The sequence below is a fragment of the Pseudomonas sp. NFX1 genome (assembly GCF_051123555.1).
In the GTDB taxonomy this organism is placed as follows: Bacteria; Pseudomonadota; Gammaproteobacteria; order Pseudomonadales; family Pseudomonadaceae; genus Aquipseudomonas; species Aquipseudomonas capeferrum.
The window spans coordinates 3,813,391-3,827,705 of record NZ_CP169366.1; the positions used below are offsets into that span (position 1 = coordinate 3,813,391).

General features: G+C 62.8%; 19 protein-coding genes and 1 riboswitch. Of the genes, 9 read left to right on the plus strand and 10 right to left on the minus strand.

Annotated features, from left to right (window positions below):
• Nucleotides 1–210: 210 nt before the first annotated feature.
• From DJ563_RS17080 to DJ563_RS17090, 3 genes are all read left to right on the plus strand, one after another.
• Nucleotides 211–1,176: a 2-hydroxyacid dehydrogenase gene (locus DJ563_RS17080; protein WP_274098191.1), complete on the plus strand. Its 966-nt coding sequence runs from the start codon at nt 211–213 to the stop codon at nt 1,174–1,176.
• Between the two features lie 54 nt (nt 1,177–1,230).
• Nucleotides 1,231–2,229 carry a class I SAM-dependent methyltransferase gene (locus DJ563_RS17085; RefSeq protein ID WP_274098190.1) on the plus strand — a complete coding sequence of 333 codons (999 nt, stop codon included), beginning with the start codon at nt 1,231–1,233 and terminating at the stop codon, nt 2,227–2,229.
• A 39-nt stretch (nt 2,230–2,268) separates the two neighbouring features.
• Nucleotides 2,269–2,410, plus strand: a riboswitch (yybP-ykoY riboswitch).
• A 90-nt stretch (nt 2,411–2,500) separates the two neighbouring features.
• Entirely contained in the window at nt 2,501–3,082 is a 582-nt protein-coding gene (locus tag DJ563_RS17090) for a TMEM165/GDT1 family protein (protein WP_177326489.1), read from the plus strand.
• A gap of 60 nt (nt 3,083–3,142) precedes the next feature.
• Here the strand turns inward: DJ563_RS17090 and DJ563_RS17095 are convergent, their stop codons facing one another.
• The 4 genes from DJ563_RS17095 to DJ563_RS17110 form a co-directional block, all read right to left on the minus strand.
• The gene (locus DJ563_RS17095; RefSeq protein WP_033701292.1) at nt 3,143–3,958 is read right to left on the minus strand and encodes a M48 family metallopeptidase; all 816 of its coding nucleotides are present in this window, start codon (nt 3,956–3,958) and stop codon (nt 3,143–3,145) included.
• Nucleotides 3,959–4,055: 97 nt separating this feature from the next.
• Entirely contained in the window at nt 4,056–4,676 is a 621-nt protein-coding gene (locus DJ563_RS17100; protein ID WP_274098189.1) for an SOS response-associated peptidase, read from the minus strand.
• Nucleotides 4,677–4,691: 15 nt separating this feature from the next.
• Nucleotides 4,692–4,952, minus strand: coding sequence for a putative signal transducing protein (locus tag DJ563_RS17105; protein WP_274098188.1), 261 nt, complete (start codon nt 4,950–4,952; stop codon nt 4,692–4,694).
• Complete coding sequence (locus tag DJ563_RS17110) at nt 4,952–5,137, minus strand: CPXCG motif-containing cysteine-rich protein (RefSeq protein ID WP_033701296.1); 186 nt, start codon at nt 5,135–5,137, stop codon at nt 4,952–4,954. The genes DJ563_RS17105 and DJ563_RS17110 overlap by 1 nt, the downstream gene beginning before the upstream one ends.
• A gap of 122 nt (nt 5,138–5,259) precedes the next feature.
• Between DJ563_RS17110 and DJ563_RS17115 the strand changes: the two genes are divergently transcribed.
• The gene (locus tag DJ563_RS17115; RefSeq protein ID WP_434518069.1) at nt 5,260–6,429 is read left to right on the plus strand and encodes a 1-acyl-sn-glycerol-3-phosphate acyltransferase; all 1,170 of its coding nucleotides are present in this window, start codon (nt 5,260–5,262) and stop codon (nt 6,427–6,429) included.
• 33 nt (nt 6,430–6,462) lie between these two features.
• Here DJ563_RS17115 and DJ563_RS17120 read toward each other — a convergent pair whose 3' ends face one another.
• Nucleotides 6,463–6,723 carry a hypothetical protein gene (locus DJ563_RS17120; protein ID WP_274098186.1) on the minus strand — a complete coding sequence of 87 codons (261 nt, stop codon included), beginning with the start codon at nt 6,721–6,723 and terminating at the stop codon, nt 6,463–6,465.
• Nucleotides 6,724–6,883: 160 nt separating this feature from the next.
• On the opposite strand from DJ563_RS17120, the gene DJ563_RS17125 reads away from it, so the two are divergent.
• Complete coding sequence (locus tag DJ563_RS17125; protein ID WP_033701299.1) at nt 6,884–7,090, plus strand: hypothetical protein; 207 nt, start codon at nt 6,884–6,886, stop codon at nt 7,088–7,090.
• Between the two features lie 65 nt (nt 7,091–7,155).
• Here DJ563_RS17125 and DJ563_RS17130 read toward each other — a convergent pair whose 3' ends face one another.
• Nucleotides 7,156–7,740 (minus strand): YajG family lipoprotein, encoded by a 585-nt coding sequence (locus tag DJ563_RS17130; RefSeq protein ID WP_274098185.1) that lies wholly within the window; start codon nt 7,738–7,740, stop codon nt 7,156–7,158.
• A gap of 144 nt (nt 7,741–7,884) precedes the next feature.
• On the opposite strand from DJ563_RS17130, the gene DJ563_RS17135 reads away from it, so the two are divergent.
• Both DJ563_RS17135 and mqo read left to right on the plus strand, forming a co-directional pair.
• Nucleotides 7,885–8,118 carry a hypothetical protein gene (locus tag DJ563_RS17135; RefSeq protein WP_033701301.1) on the plus strand — a complete coding sequence of 78 codons (234 nt, stop codon included), beginning with the start codon at nt 7,885–7,887 and terminating at the stop codon, nt 8,116–8,118.
• 602 nt (nt 8,119–8,720) lie between these two features.
• The gene (gene mqo, locus DJ563_RS17140) at nt 8,721–10,226 is read left to right on the plus strand and encodes a malate dehydrogenase (quinone) (RefSeq protein WP_434518070.1); all 1,506 of its coding nucleotides are present in this window, start codon (nt 8,721–8,723) and stop codon (nt 10,224–10,226) included.
• A 63-nt stretch (nt 10,227–10,289) separates the two neighbouring features.
• Here the strand turns inward: mqo and DJ563_RS17145 are convergent, their stop codons facing one another.
• From DJ563_RS17145 to DJ563_RS17160, 4 genes are all read right to left on the minus strand, one after another.
• Nucleotides 10,290–10,580 (minus strand): PA4642 family protein, encoded by a 291-nt coding sequence (locus DJ563_RS17145; RefSeq protein ID WP_434518071.1) that lies wholly within the window; start codon nt 10,578–10,580, stop codon nt 10,290–10,292.
• 68 nt (nt 10,581–10,648) lie between these two features.
• Nucleotides 10,649–11,119: a hypothetical protein gene (locus DJ563_RS17150; protein ID WP_274098183.1), complete on the minus strand. Its 471-nt coding sequence runs from the start codon at nt 11,117–11,119 to the stop codon at nt 10,649–10,651.
• Nucleotides 11,120–11,184: 65 nt separating this feature from the next.
• Nucleotides 11,185–11,658, minus strand: coding sequence for a WbuC family cupin fold metalloprotein (locus DJ563_RS17155; RefSeq protein WP_186660257.1), 474 nt, complete (start codon nt 11,656–11,658; stop codon nt 11,185–11,187).
• Nucleotides 11,659–11,660: 2 nt separating this feature from the next.
• A complete protein-coding gene (locus tag DJ563_RS17160) occupies nt 11,661–12,218 on the minus strand; it encodes a hypoxanthine-guanine phosphoribosyltransferase (RefSeq protein ID WP_033701308.1) in 558 nt (185 codons plus the stop codon).
• Between the two features lie 160 nt (nt 12,219–12,378).
• Between DJ563_RS17160 and upp the strand changes: the two genes are divergently transcribed.
• Nucleotides 12,379–13,017, plus strand: coding sequence for a uracil phosphoribosyltransferase (upp, locus tag DJ563_RS17165; protein WP_033701309.1), 639 nt, complete (start codon nt 12,379–12,381; stop codon nt 13,015–13,017).
• Between the two features lie 2 nt (nt 13,018–13,019).
• Nucleotides 13,020–14,285, plus strand: a complete 1,266-nt coding sequence (locus DJ563_RS17170) for a uracil-xanthine permease family protein (RefSeq protein WP_033701311.1) — start codon at nt 13,020–13,022, stop codon at nt 14,283–14,285.
• The last annotated feature ends 30 nt before the right edge of the window (nt 14,286–14,315 follow it).

The following is a 14,315-nucleotide window of genomic DNA, read 5'->3' on the forward strand; positions in this document are numbered from 1 at the left end:
CCCTTTTCTGAAAAGCGGGCCGGACAAGTCTGGATCTACTGTAGTAGCTCAATGTGACGGTCAAATCAGCCGAAGGAATGATTTGGGCCGTTGAGGTATGAGTGGCAGGCGTTGACGCGCGGTAACCGCGGGCTAGACACTGCGGCTAACCCCTTCGGGCTTTGCACCGAAACCCATGCCCCATTTCCCGCCCCGCCACCGGAGAACCCCATGCCCAGCCCGCGTCGTGCCGTGTTCCTCGATCACCAGTCCCTGGACCTGGGTGACCTTGACCTGTCGCCCTTGCAATCGCAGTTCGAGGCGTTCGAGCTGTTTGCCGCCACCCGCCCGGAGCAGGTCGCCGAACGCCTGCAGGGCGCCGTCGCGGTGATCAGCAACAAGGTCATGCTCGATGCCGCAGCCCTTGCGGCCAACCCGCAGCTCAAGCTGATCCTGGTGGCCGCCACCGGCACCAACAATGTCGACCTGGCAGCGGCCCGCGCCCAGGGTATTACGGTGTGCAACTGCCAGGGCTATGGCACGCCGTCGGTGGCCCAGCACACCCTCGCCCTGCTGCTGGCCCTGGCCACGCGCCTGTGCGACTACAACCAGGCGGTGGCTGACGGCCAATGGGCCAAGGCCAGCCAGTTCTGCCTGCTGGACTTCCCCATCGTCGAGCTGGAGGGCAAGACCCTTGGCCTGCTCGGCCATGGCGAGCTGGGCGGCGCGGTGGCACGCCTGGCGGAAGCCTTTGGCATGCGCGTGCTGAGCGGGCAGATCCCCGGCCGCCCGGAGCGCGCCGACCGCATGCCGCTGCAAGACCTGCTGCCGCAAGTCGACGCGCTGACCCTGCACTGCCCACTGAACGAGCATACCCGGCACATGATCGGGGCCGACGAGCTGGCCCTGCTCAAGCCCGGTGCCCTGGTGGTCAATACCGCCCGAGGGGGACTGATCGACGAGCAGGCCCTGGCCGACGCCCTGCGCCAGGGCCACCTCGGTGGCGCCGCCACCGACGTGCTCAGCGTCGAGCCGCCGGTCAACGGCAACCCGCTGCTGGCAGGCGATATCCCCCGGCTGATCATCACCCCGCACAGTGCCTGGGGTGCAGTGGAGTCGCGCCAGCGCATCGTCGGCCAGCTCAGCGAGAATGCCCAGGCCTACTTCACCGGTCAGCCACGCCGCGTGGTCAGCTGAGCGCAGCGTTAGCCTCTGCTACACTGCGCGACTTTTTTCCAGGAGGCGTCGTCCATGGACCCGCGCAGTGAAGTGTTGCTCCGCCAGGCGGACCTGTTCCAGGGCCCGCTGCTGATCGCCGGTGCGCCCGCCGACGATCTGCTCGGCCACCTGCCCATGGCCCATGGCTGGACCTGGCATGCCGGCGACCAGGCCATGCTCGAAGGGCGCTTTGCCGGCCGCAGCCACTACGGTGTCGAACCGCCCCCGGTGGCCTTCGACAGCGCCGTGCTGTTCCTGCCCAAGTCCCGCGAGCTGGCCGCCTACCTGCTCAACGCCCTGGCGTCGCGCCTGGCCGGGCGTGACCTGTACCTGGTCGGGGAGAAACGCGGCGGTATCGAAGGCGCGGCGAAGCAGCTGCAGGCCTTTGGCAAACCGCGCAAGCTCGACAGCGCCCGGCATTGCCAGTTGTGGCAGGTAACCGTCGACCAGGCGCCAGCGGCCACGCCGCTGCAAAGCCTGGCCGAGCGTTTCGAGCTCGACCTCGAAGACGGCCCACTGCAGGTGGTCAGCCTGCCGGGCGTGTTCAGCCATGGCCGCCTCGATCGCGGCACCGCATTGCTGCTCAAACACCTCGATGGCCTACCGAGCGGGCATGTACTGGACTTCGGTTGTGGTGCCGGCGTGCTGGGCGCCACGGTGAAACGCCGCTATCCGCAAAGCCGGCTGACCTTGCTGGACGTGGACGCCTTCGCCGTGGCGGCCAGCCGCCTGACGTTGGCCGCCAACGGCCTGGAAGGTGAAGTGATCAGCGGCGATGGCATCGACGCGGCCCCCACCGACTTGAGCCTGATCCTGAGCAACCCGCCGTTTCATACCGGGGTCCACACCAATTACCAGGCGTCGGAGAACTTGCTGAAAAAATCCAGCGTTCATCTGCGAAAAGGTGGCGAAATGCGCCTGGTGGCGAACAGCTTCCTGCGTTACCAGCCGCTGATCGAAGGGGCGTTGGGGAACTGCCAGGTACGCGCCGAGGCCGACGGTTTTCGTATCTACCAGGCAACACGCGGTTAAAAACAGCGCTTGCCGAAACCGATTCGGCTAGGCAGAATCCGCACCGTCCTAGGGGAGTAGTCTCCCGCGAGCACCCAGCTCGCCCGGCACGCGTCAACATACTTGGCCCACAGGCCATGGCGCGTGCGACCCGCTATGCAGCGCCTGCATAGAGAGATCCGCACAGACGGATCCGCGGTTTGACAAGACCTATGACACGCACACCTTACCCGGGGCGGGAAGGCTGTACGTGTCATAGCCGTGTCGACCCGCCCCCGTAGGAAACCTGATGCTGGAATCCCTGCTGGTCCCCACCGCCATCGTTGCCCTCGCCGAAATCGGCGACAAGACGCAACTGCTCGCGCTCATCCTCGCTGCCCGCTTCCGCAAGCCTTGGCCGATCATCGCCGGTATCATCGCCGCCACCCTGGCCAACCATGCCGCCGCTGGCGCCGTGGGTGCGTGGGTCGGCGGGTTCTTCAGCGACTCGGCGCTGCACTGGATCCTGGCCGCCAGCTTCACCGCCACTGCACTGTGGACGCTGGTGCCGGACAAGATGGATGACGATGAAAACCCCGCGCGCCGCTTCGGCCCATTCCTGACCACACTGATTGCGTTCTTCCTGGCCGAGATCGGCGACAAGACCCAAGTGGCCACGGTGATGCTTGCAGCACAGTACCCGCACCTGATCATGGTCATCATCGGCACCACCCTGGGCATGCTGATTGCCAACGTGCCGGTGGTACTGGCGGGTAACTTTGCGGCGGATAAACTGCCATTGACGCTGATTCGTCGCCTGGCGGCTACCGCGTTCATCGTGCTGGCGGTCGTGGCCGTTTACTCGGCGATGAAAGCCAGTGGCTGGGTGGGGTAACACAAAGCTGGGGGCGCTTTGCGTTGCAAAAGGGCCGCAAAGCGGCCCCCTTGGCAATGCTTACTTCTTGGCCGCCTGATACAACGGCATCACCTTCGGAATGGCTGCCTGCAACGAGGCGATACGGCTCTCGGACGCCGGGTGAGTGCTCATGAACTCAGGCGGCGCGCCTTCGGATGCCTTGCTCATCTTGTTCCACAAGGTGATCGCCGCGTTCGGGTCGTAACCGGCACGCGCCGACAGCTCCAGGCCGATCAGGTCCGCCTCGTTCTCGTTGGAACGGCTGTTGGGCAGGGTCATGGCGTAGTTCACCACGGTATCAGCCAAGGCCATGCTGCTCTGGCCCAACCCGAAGAGGGCGCCCGCGCCCTGACGGGCCATTTCCACACCATAGGCCTTGGACATCGCTTCGCGGCTGTGCTCACGCAAGGCGTGGGCGATCTCGTGGCCGACCACCGCTGCAATCTCGGCATCGGTCAGCTTGAGCTGGTCGATCAGGCCGGTGTAAACGATGATCTTGCCGCCAGGCCCGCAGTTGGCATTGAGCTCATCGCTCTTGATCACGTTGACTTCCCACTTCCACTGGGCAGCATCCGGGCGAAAGATCGGCGCCTGGGCGATCAGTCGGTCGGCGATGACCTGCACGCGCTTGGCGTCGGCGCTGGACTTGTCCAGCACGCCTTTGTTCGACGCCTCACCGAGGGTCTGCTGATAGGACTGGGCGTACATCTGGTTGACCTCATCGGTCGAGAGCATGCTGAACATGTACTGCTTGCGCTCGACACCGACGGCCCCGCCGCTGGTCGTATTTACCGACTGGCAGCCTGCCAGAAGGATACCGGCGCTCAACAGACTGACAACAAATGACTTACGCATGAAAACACTCCCTTTTACATGCGGCGTATCCTAGGCCTAGTCGCCCAGGCCCGCCATAGCCGCAGGGAAGAATTTTACCGGCACTGCGGCCAGCGCATCAGGCCGGGGTCAGGCATTCTGGCGCATCGAGCTTCGGGTCATTGACGAAATGCGCCAACGCCCGCTCACGCAACGTGGCCGGCGGGCTGGCCAGCAATTCATGCAACCGCACCATCGGCGTATCAGGGTCCAGCCAGGCCGCCCGCCCCGCCTCATCCAGAATCAACGGCCGGCGCTGGTTCATGGCCGCCTGGGTCACTACCGCGCAACTCAACCAGACCTGGTCCTGTACCGGATACGCCTCCCACACTGCCGCGAAATACAGCGAAGCCCCCTCCCCTGGCGTCAGCCAGTACGGGCGTTTGCGCACAGTACCGCGCCATTCATAGAAGCCATTGGCTGGCATCAGGCAACGGCGCTGGCGAAACGCCTCGCGAAACATCGGTTGCTCGGCAAGGGTTTCGGCGCGGGCATGGGCAGGCGTACGGGAAAGGTCGGTGAGCCAGGCCGGGGTCAGCCCCCAGCGCGCCTTGGCGAGTTGCTGCTGGCCGTCGAGCTGGCGCTGAATCAGCACCGAAGCACCCGGCGAGATATTCCATTGGGCCGGCTGGCCGGCCGGAAAGCCCGGCAGACTGGCAAGGGCCTGGGGCCAGCGAAACAGGGCGTAACGTCCACACATGAGCGAATTCTGAACCTAGCAGATCAAGGTACCGGGATAGCTCTCCGGTTCGTCGCCAACCAGTGGCTGGGCAGCATTGTACGCATCGATCAGCTGCCGTGCGTATTCGGCCTGCTCGTCGGGCACGGCCAGCGCCAGCAAGCCCTGCATCGGTAGCTCACCGGCAGCACCGACCAGGTCGCGCCCAATCAAATGTACCGAGACACCTTCACTGGCCAACATGCCCACCAGCATTTCGGCCTCCAGCAAACTCTCCGGTTCGTAGATTCGCTGCATCAGGCATCGTCCTCGCGTCTGACCTCAAGCATCCATTCGTCACCGTGCACCTGCAAAATGAACACCACAGGCTGGCAACACACTTGGCAATCCTCGGTGTAGCGCTGGTCGCCACCGGAAATATCGACAGTGGTTTCCACACGTTCGCCGCAATAAGGGCAATCATAGAAGTCGGTTTCCAGCATCGCGGCCTCCGCAGTGACTTATGCGTATAATTGCCGGTCTGATTACAGGGCCTGCGTGTGTTCGAGCCGTTTTTCGGACCCCGTCCCTACCTTATTACCCTAGCCGTTTCCAACAAGAGAGCATGATGGGCGAATTCGATGCCATCCGACCGTACGACGACGCTGAGGTCCCTGCCGTGCTGGCACGCCTGCTCAGCGACCCGGCATTCCTCGATATCCTCACCCACTTCCGCTTCCCGCGTACGGCTGGCCCCCTCGGATGGCTGCTCAAGCCGCTGATCGCCCGTCGCCTGCGCAAGGAGTTCGCCGGCGTCACCTGCGTCTCGACCTTGCAGGACAAAGTCGAGTACTACGTCGATCAAACCATCGAACGCGCCACTGACGGGGTCACCTACTCGGGCGTCGAGCAGCTCAAGGCCGGCACCGCATACCTGTTCCTGGCCAACCACCGCGACATCGTCATGGACCCGGCCTTCGTCAACTACGCCGTGTACCACGCCGGCCTGCCGACCCCACGCATCGCCATTGGTGACAACCTGCTGCAAAAGCCTTTCGTCAGCGACATGATGCGCCTGAACAAGAGCTTCATCGTGCACCGCTCGCTCAGCGGTCGTCGCGAAAAGCTGGCGGCCTACCAACTGCTCTCGGCCTACATCAACCACTCGATCCGCAACGATACTGCGTCGATCTGGATCGCCCAGGCCGAAGGCCGCGCCAAGGACGGTGACGACCGCACCGACTCGGCGATCCTCAAGATGTTCCACATGAGCCGCAAGGACGAACCGTTCGGCGCGGTCATCCAGAGCCTTAACCTGACGCCGGTGTCGATCAGCTACGAGTACGACCCCTGCGACCAGGCCAAGGCCCGTGAACTGTACATCCGCGCCACCACCGGCACCTACAAGAAGGCGCCAGGCGAAGACGACAACAGCATCGCCAAAGGCATCACTGGCTACAAAGGCCGTGTGCACATCAACTTTGCAGCGCCGGTGACCGAATACTTCGAAGACACCAAGCAACTGGCGGCCGAAATCGACCGGCAGATCCTCGGCGGCTACCGGCTGTTCCCGGTGCACTATCTGGCCTACGCGATGTGGGACGAAAAGGATGAGGCACTGCAGGTGCCGAGTGCCGAGAAGGTGTTCCCGGCCGAAGAGTTGTCGCGAGCCAAGGAAGAATGGCAACGGCGCCTGGAGGCATGCCCCGAAGAGCAGCGGCCGTACCTGGTGTTGCAGTATGCGACGCCGGTGCGCAACCAGTACCAGGTCAGGCAGCAGGCACCGGTCGCCTGATCAACCTTGGGGCTGCTCTGCGGCCCCAGGTTTTCAGACCCAGGTACTGAACCAGGACAACAACAGCGCCAGGGCCAGGCACGAAAACCCGAGAATATAGAAGTAACGCGGCACCCTCAGGTCAAACGCATCCACCACCCCTTCATCCACCGCCAGGCTTTCACGCGTGACCGCCTCGCGCCGCCGTGCGCTGTGCAGCAGCAGGCCGCCTGGGCAGGTCATCAGCAATGCCAGCAGGTTGATCAGCTTGGTGGGATGGGCGGCCAGAAACCCCCAGAGCACTTGCAACGACATCACGCAACCTCGGTTTGAACGACAGCGAAGGCCGGCATTCTACCCAAGTCCGACCCAGGCGCCCGGCCTGGGCGACAAAGTGTCACTAAATTTCATCTGTCACATGCTCGTCATCAGAACAGGCCACCCTGTCGGCCTTTCCCCGATCCGGAGCTTGTTCATGCTGCACGCCGAAAACCAGGACCGCCTCTATCTCGTTGCCCAGAGCGACGAACAACAGGCGTTGATCGACGGTTTCGCCATCAATGTGCAAGACCGGCAGTGGCTGGTCTATTGCGCATTGGGCGGGCATGCTCATGAAGACTTGCCAGAGGTGGATGTTGCCACCGGTTTCAGCGTGCTGGATTTCCACATCCAGGCGGCCTGAAGCCCGCAGCCGCCAACAAAAAACCCGCTGCCAGGCAGCGGGTTTTTTGTAAGGCAACTGAACGCTTACTCGGCCAGCACCTGCCCGATGGTCGGGTCTTTGAACAGGCGGGTCAGGGCATCGCTCAGCACATCGCTGACCAGCTTGGTGTTGGTTTCCTGGTTCGGCGCCATGCCGAAGCGCTGATCCAGCGAGGCGCCGTAACGGCCGCTGTAGCGGCGGTTGGCGTTGGCCACGTCGGCACGGAAGGTGGCGCCGATGGTGGCCTCGGTCACGTACAGGTTGTCCTTGGGCGACTGGTATTTCAGCTCGGCCAGGGTCACGGTCAGTTGCGGCGCATTGTTAGCGTTCGGCGTCGGGGTGAAACCGAGCAGGCGTACAGCGGCTTCGGCCTGGGCCTGCAGCTTGGGCAGCACATCATTGCCACTGACGCTGATGGTGCTGGTCTCGGGGTACATGCCACCGCGAGTGCCCAGGGACTGCGAAGCCCGACCATCAACCACCTTGACCACCACCGGCTGACCATGGCCGACAGGTGCGAGCTGGGCGGTGAGCTTGGGTTGCGGGCTGAGTTGTTGCGGGCTGTGGGCACATCCGACCAGGCTGAGGCTGGCCACGGCGATCAAACCGAACAACAGACGTTGCAACATGCGCGTTTCTCCAGAAAATGCGGCTAAGGCGCACAGTATACCCAGCCTCGCACAGGCCAGTCATCGCCAAGGCTGCGCTGTCACAATCGTTTCATGCCCCTGCCGTTATCCTTGGCCCAGCCCTAACACACAGGACTCACCGCCATGGCCTCGCTCTGGACCCTGCTCTTCCAACGCCCGCGCCACCGCCCCTATGCCCACCTTGACGCCGACGGCAAATGCCTGGCGTTCAAGCACTGCAGCCAGCCGCCAAGCGGCAGTGGCTGGGTGCAGGTCAGCGAAGTGCAGCTCGCCTGGCTGGGCCGCCAATTGCCCGCCAGCGCTCGGGTTTGCGCGCGCGCAAACAACCGTTGGCATCAACGCAGCCTGCCGGCCTGACAAACGCTGCAATAAAAACCACGAATAACGACCTTTCTGCCCGCGACATCGCTATAATCTCCCCCCGATTATAAGGACGTCTCCTGATCGGGCCCCGCATTTGCCGCTTGACCCCGGCACCTTCACCGCTTCGCCCACAGAGAGCCTTCCACTCAGGTCTTGCATCGGCTGTCGTGCCTGCTTTTCCGGCCCTTCGCACTGCATGAACCTGTGGGTTGCCATCGCGCAGTCCCCTTTTGAGGTTCACGTCTCCAAAAGAGCGTGAAAAAACGGTTTTTCACAACTTCACGAGAGTGTGGCGAGCAAATGAACAGTCTGGCATGTGCAAAAGCAGCAGATGTGTCCCGAACAGCCCTGAACAGGCGGCAACTGCGCTCATCCCGGATGAGTATCTGAGGCCGCTCCATAACGCACGCACGACACCTTGACCATAAGTCGAATTGCCGCACCTGTGGCAAACGGGGTTCAATACCTGAACCCGAAGACTGATTGGCGGTGTCCGCGGAAGTTGCAAGAACTGCGAAAAGTCGGACATGGCGATCCTGGCAAACCCAGGTCCTATGCTGTCAATTAGGTAGCTGTAGATTGTGGAGACGCGTTAAATGGCGCAGAACGAATCGGTTGATGTAGTACTGGTAGGCGCGGGCATCATGAGTGCCACCCTGGCCGTACTGCTCAAGGAGCTCGACCCGACCCTGAAGCTTGAGGTCGTCGAGGCGATGGACTCCGGGGCCGCGGAAAGCTCCAACCCCTGGAACAACGCAGGTACCGGCCACGCTGGCCTGTGCGAGCTTAACTACACGCCCCAGGCCGCCGATGGCAGCATCGACATCAAGAAGGCCGTGCACATCAACACCCAGTTCGAGGTCTCGCGCCAGTTCTGGGCCTACCTGAGCAAGAAGAGCAACTTCGGCTCGGCGCGTGCTTTCATCAACCCTGTCCCGCACCTGAGCTACGTCGAAGGTGAAAAGGGTGTGTCCTTCCTCAAGAAGCGCTTCGAGCTGCTCAAGCAGCATCACGCCTTCACCGAGATGGAATACACCGAAGACAAGGCCGTGATGAAGGACTGGATGCCGCTGATGATGCCCGGCCGCCCGGCCGACCAGCACATCGCCGCCACCCGCGTGGCGAAAGGCACCGACGTCAACTTCGGCGCGCTGACCAACAAGATGCTCAAGCTGCTGGCCGACACCCCGGACACGCAGGTCAAGTACAGCAAGAAAGTCGTCGGCCTGCGCCGTAACGGCAGCGGCTGGACCGTGAGCATCAAGGACGTCAACAGCGGCGGCAGCCGTGAAGTCGACGCCCGCTTCGTGTTCCTCGGCGCCGGCGGCGCGGCCCTGCCGCTGCTGCAGCTTTCCGGCATCCCCGAGAGCAAAGGCTTCGGCGGCTTCCCGGTCAGCGGCCAGTGGTTGCGCTGCGACAACCCGGAAATCGTCAAACTGCACCAGGCCAAGGTCTACAGCCAGGCCGCAGTCGGCGCGCCACCGATGTCGGTGCCGCACCTGGATACCCGCGTGGTGGACGGCAAGACCTCGTTGCTGTTCGGCCCTTACGCCGGCTTTACCACCAGGTTCCTCAAGCATGGCTCGTTGATGGACCTGCCGCTGTCGGTACGCATGGGCAACATCGGCCCGATGCTGGCCGTGGCCCGCGACAACATGGACCTGACCAAGTACCTGGTCAGTGAAGTGATGCAGTCGATGGAGCAACGCCTGGAATCCCTGCGTCGCTTCTATCCGCAGGCTAAAGCCGAAGACTGGCGCCTGGAAGTGGCCGGCCAACGCGTGCAGATCATCAAGAAAGACCCGAAAAAAGGCGGCATTCTGCAGTTCGGTACCGAGCTGGTCTCGGCTCAGGACGGCAGCCTGGCGGCGCTGCTCGGCGCATCGCCGGGTGCTTCGGTCACCGTTTCGATCATGCTCGAACTGATCGAGCGCTGCTTCCCCGAGCAGGCCAAAGGTGCCTGGGCTGCCAAGCTCAAGGAGATCTTCCCGGCTCGCGAGAAGACCTTGGCAACCGATGCTGCGCTGTACCGCAAGATCAGTGCCGACAACGATGCGGCCCTGGAACTGGTAGAAGACAGCCCGGCCCAGCATTACGCCTGAGCTGGCTGAAACGAAAAAACGCCCCTCGGGGCGTTTTTTTGTGCCTGCGATACAGGCTACACATCAGCCCCGGGCTTTTTCGATGACCTCGATGTACTCCGGCGCACCGCGCTGGTCGGCGATCGCCTCGACAAAGGTCTTGCCGTGCTCGTCCCTGCCATCCAGGTCCAGGCCAGCTTCGACGAAGAAGCGGACGAAACGCTCGAAGTCGTCGATGCGCAGACCACGGTAGGCCTTGATCAGCTTGTGCTGAGAAGGCGAAGTCACGCCATCGGCCGGTTCGAACTGAAGGAACGCCTTGATGTAGTCGTCGCTGATTTCGTCACCGATTACCTGTTTCTTGTCTTTACGCATTGCCGACTCCAACTGGACCATCACGGAATTTCGAAGGCCGGCAGTTTACCCCCCGCAGGGCGCGCGCCTCAACGCGTACGTACGGTCCCGGTGTGCAGGTCGGCCCAGATATGGCCGTTGCCATAGGTCAAAAACTGCACATAGAGCGTCTCGCTGCGCAAAAGGTCCATGATCACGCGGTAATCGCTGACCGGGTAATTGAGGCTCAAGGTGCGGTTTTTTTCGTCATAGACCGGTTTTTTCAAGCTTTTGCCGGGCTCGCCATCGAAGGTCAGCAGCACCTGGGCAAGGGTAGCGCCCTTGCTCAGCGGCTTGCCCTTGAGGCGCATCTGCAACGAGGCGGTGATCGGGATCGGCTGCTGGTCGGACTGGCGCTGGGCACCTACAACGACCGAATAATCGGTCACCTGCAGCAGTTGCTGACCGGTCGGCGCTTCCTGGCGCAACGACAGGTCATCGGGCGGCAGAAACTGGCTGTGCAGCGGTGCTGCACCAAGCGGCAGGCTGACCGCCAGCAGGAGGGGAACAATCGCACGCATGTGAGGCTCCTTGGCATGAACAGGCACTCTAGCATGCTGTGTTCAGCCTGTACCGGAGCCGCCGCTCAATCGAACTGCGCGCGCATCCAGGCCTGGTACTCGGCCACGCCTGCTTCGCCTTCGCGTGGCGCCCAGTGCGCATGCTCGCCCTCGCCCACCGGCCGGTACGGCCCGGCCTTGCACTCGAACAAGATGCTGTCTGGCTCCAGCACCACCAACCCATGGTAGGTACCGGGTGCCAGGTCCACGCCCAGGCAGTCACCGCCAGCCTGCAGCACACGCTTGTCGGTCAGTGCGCCCTGCTCATCGAAAATCAGCAGGCCAAGGCGCCCCTTGAGCACGATCAGTGCTTCGGCCTTGTCGTCATTAAGATGCCGATGCGGCGGGATGTACGTGCTCGGCTGCAACCCGACCGCCATGCGGTGGCAGGGCTCTTCCATCTCGTGGAAATTGTGGTGCTGCCGCCCGCGAGGGTTGGCGGCAGCCTTTTGCGCCAGCCCAGCGAACAGCGATTGGTCGATGAACGCGGGCTGGCGCATGGTCACAGCCCCTTGACGGCGAAGATGCCGTTGGCGTTGCGCCAGTAGCCTTTGTAATCCATGCCATAGCCGAAGATGTAGCGATCGACGCACGGCAGGCCGACGTAGTTGGCCTTGAGGTCCGGGCTGGCCTTGCGGTCGTGGTCCTTGTCGATCAGCACCGCAGTGTGCACCGAGCGAGCGCCGGCATGCTTGCAGAACTCGATGATGGCGCTGAGGGTGTGGCCTTCGTCGAGGATGTCGTCGACGATCAGCACGTCACGGTCGATGAACGAGACTTCAGGCTTGGCCTTCCAGAACAGCTCGCCGCCGCTGGTCTGGTTGCGGTAGCGGGTGGCGTGCAGGTACGACGCTTCCAGCGGGAACTGCAGGTGAGTCAGCAGCTTGCCGGTGAAAATCAGGCCGCCATTCATCACGCAGAAGACCACCGGGTTCTTGTCGTGCAGGTCTTTGCAGATCTGCTCGCCGACCTTGGCGATGGCCGCTTCGACTTCGGCTTCGTTGTACAGACAGTCAGCTTCGCGCATGACTTGACGGATGTGCTCGAGATCGGCGGACATTGCGCTCTCCGGGGGTATTTTGGAAAAGCGGGCAAAGGTACGCATCCGCTCGTCACAGATCAAGCATTTATGGACTAACGTCCAAAAGGACTACACGACAGCACAGGTTGAATAGATTAATCTAGCGCGGTTTTTTTGCCCGCCTTTCGGAGCCCCCCCTATGCCCACTCGTGAGATCCGCCATCCGCTGATCCGCCACAAGCTCGGCCTCATGCGCCGTGCCGACATCAGCACCAAGAATTTTCGCGAACTCGCCCAGGAAGTCGGCGCGCTCCTGACCTATGAAGCCACTCAAGACCTGCCGCTGGAAACCTACGAGATCGACGGCTGGTGCGGCAAGGTGCAGGTCGAAAAAATCGCCGGCAAGAAGATTACCGTGGTGCCGATCCTGCGCGCCGGTATCGGCATGCTCGACGGCGTGCTCAGCCTGATTCCGGGTGCCAAGGTCAGTGCCGTTGGCGTCGCGCGCAACGAGGAAACCCTCGAAGCCCACACCTACCTGGAAAAGCTCGCGCCGGATATCAACCAGCGCCTGGCCTTGATCATCGACCCGATGCTGGCCACCGGCGCCTCGATGGTCGCCACCATCGACCTGCTGAAAAAGGCTGGCTGCAAGGAAATCCGCGCCATGGTCCTGGTCGCAGCACCGGAAGGTATCGACGTGGTGGAAAAAGCCCACCCCGACGTACAGATCTACACCGCCTCGATCGACCAGCGCCTCAACGAGCACGGCTACATCGTGCCGGGCCTGGGTGATGCCGGCGACAAGATCTTCGGCACCAAGCAAAAGGACGCCTGACCATGCAGGACGGCTTCAACGACCCGCTCTGGCGCCAGGTCGTTTCGGGCGCGCAGATGCTCTTCGTGGCATTTGGCGCGCTGGTGCTGATGCCACTGATCACCGGCCTCGACCCGAACGTCGCGCTGTTCACTGCCGGCATCGGCACGCTGCTGTTCCAGCTGGTCACTGGCCGCCAGGTGCCGGTGTTCCTGGCGTCGAGCTTTGCCTTCATCACCCCGATCATCCTTGCCAAGGGCCAGTTCGGCCTGGCCGAGACCATGGGCGGCGTGATGGCCGCAGGCTTCGTCTACACCTTCATGGGGCTGATGGTCAAAATCAAAGGCACCGGTTTCATCGACCGCATGCTGCCGCCCGTGGTGATTGGCCCGGTGATCATCTCGATCGGCCTGGCCATGGCACCGATCGCCGCCAACATGGCCATGGGCAAGGGCGGTGATGGTGCTGCGCTGATGCCTTACCAGACCGCCATGCTGATCTCGATGCCGGCGCTGCTGACCACCTTGATCGTTGCGGTGTTCGGCAAGGGCATCTTCCGCCTGGTACCGATCATCTCCGGCGTGCTGGTGGGCTTTGCCCTGGCGTTCGCCTTCGGTGTGGTCGACACCGCCAAGATTGCCGCCGCGCCTTGGCTGGAGATCCCCAACTTCACCGCGCCGGCGTTCAACTGGCAGGCCATCCTGTTCATCGTGCCGGTGGCGTTGGCACCGGCGATCGAACACATCGGCGGGGTGATCGCCGTGGGCAGCGTGACCGGCCGCGACTACCTGAAAAAGCCCGGCCTGCATCGCACCTTGCTGGGTGATGGCCTGGCGACCACGGCTGCCGGCCTGTTCGGTGGCCCGCCCAACACCACCTACGCCGAAGTGACCGGTGCGGTGATGCTGACCAAGAACTACAACCCGAAGATCATGACCTGGGCGGCGATCTTTGCTATCACCCTGGCCTTCATCGGCAAGTTCGGCGCGCTGCTGCAGAGCATTCCGGTACCGGTCATGGGCGGTATTCTGTGCCTGCTGTTCGGTTCGATCGCGGCGGTGGGCATGAACACCATGATCCGCCACAAGATCGACCTGGCCGAAGCGCGCAACCTGGTGATCGTTTCGGTGACCCTGGTGTTCGGCATTGGCGGGGTCTTGATCGGCAGCGGTGACGGCCCGGACGACTGGGGCCTCAAGGGTATTTCCCTGTGCGCCGTAGTGGCCATTGCCCTGAACCTCATTCTGCCGGGCAATGACGGCTGGAAGAACAAGAAGCTGGATGTGTAAGAGCGGCCTTGCCGGACCGCTCGCAAAGGG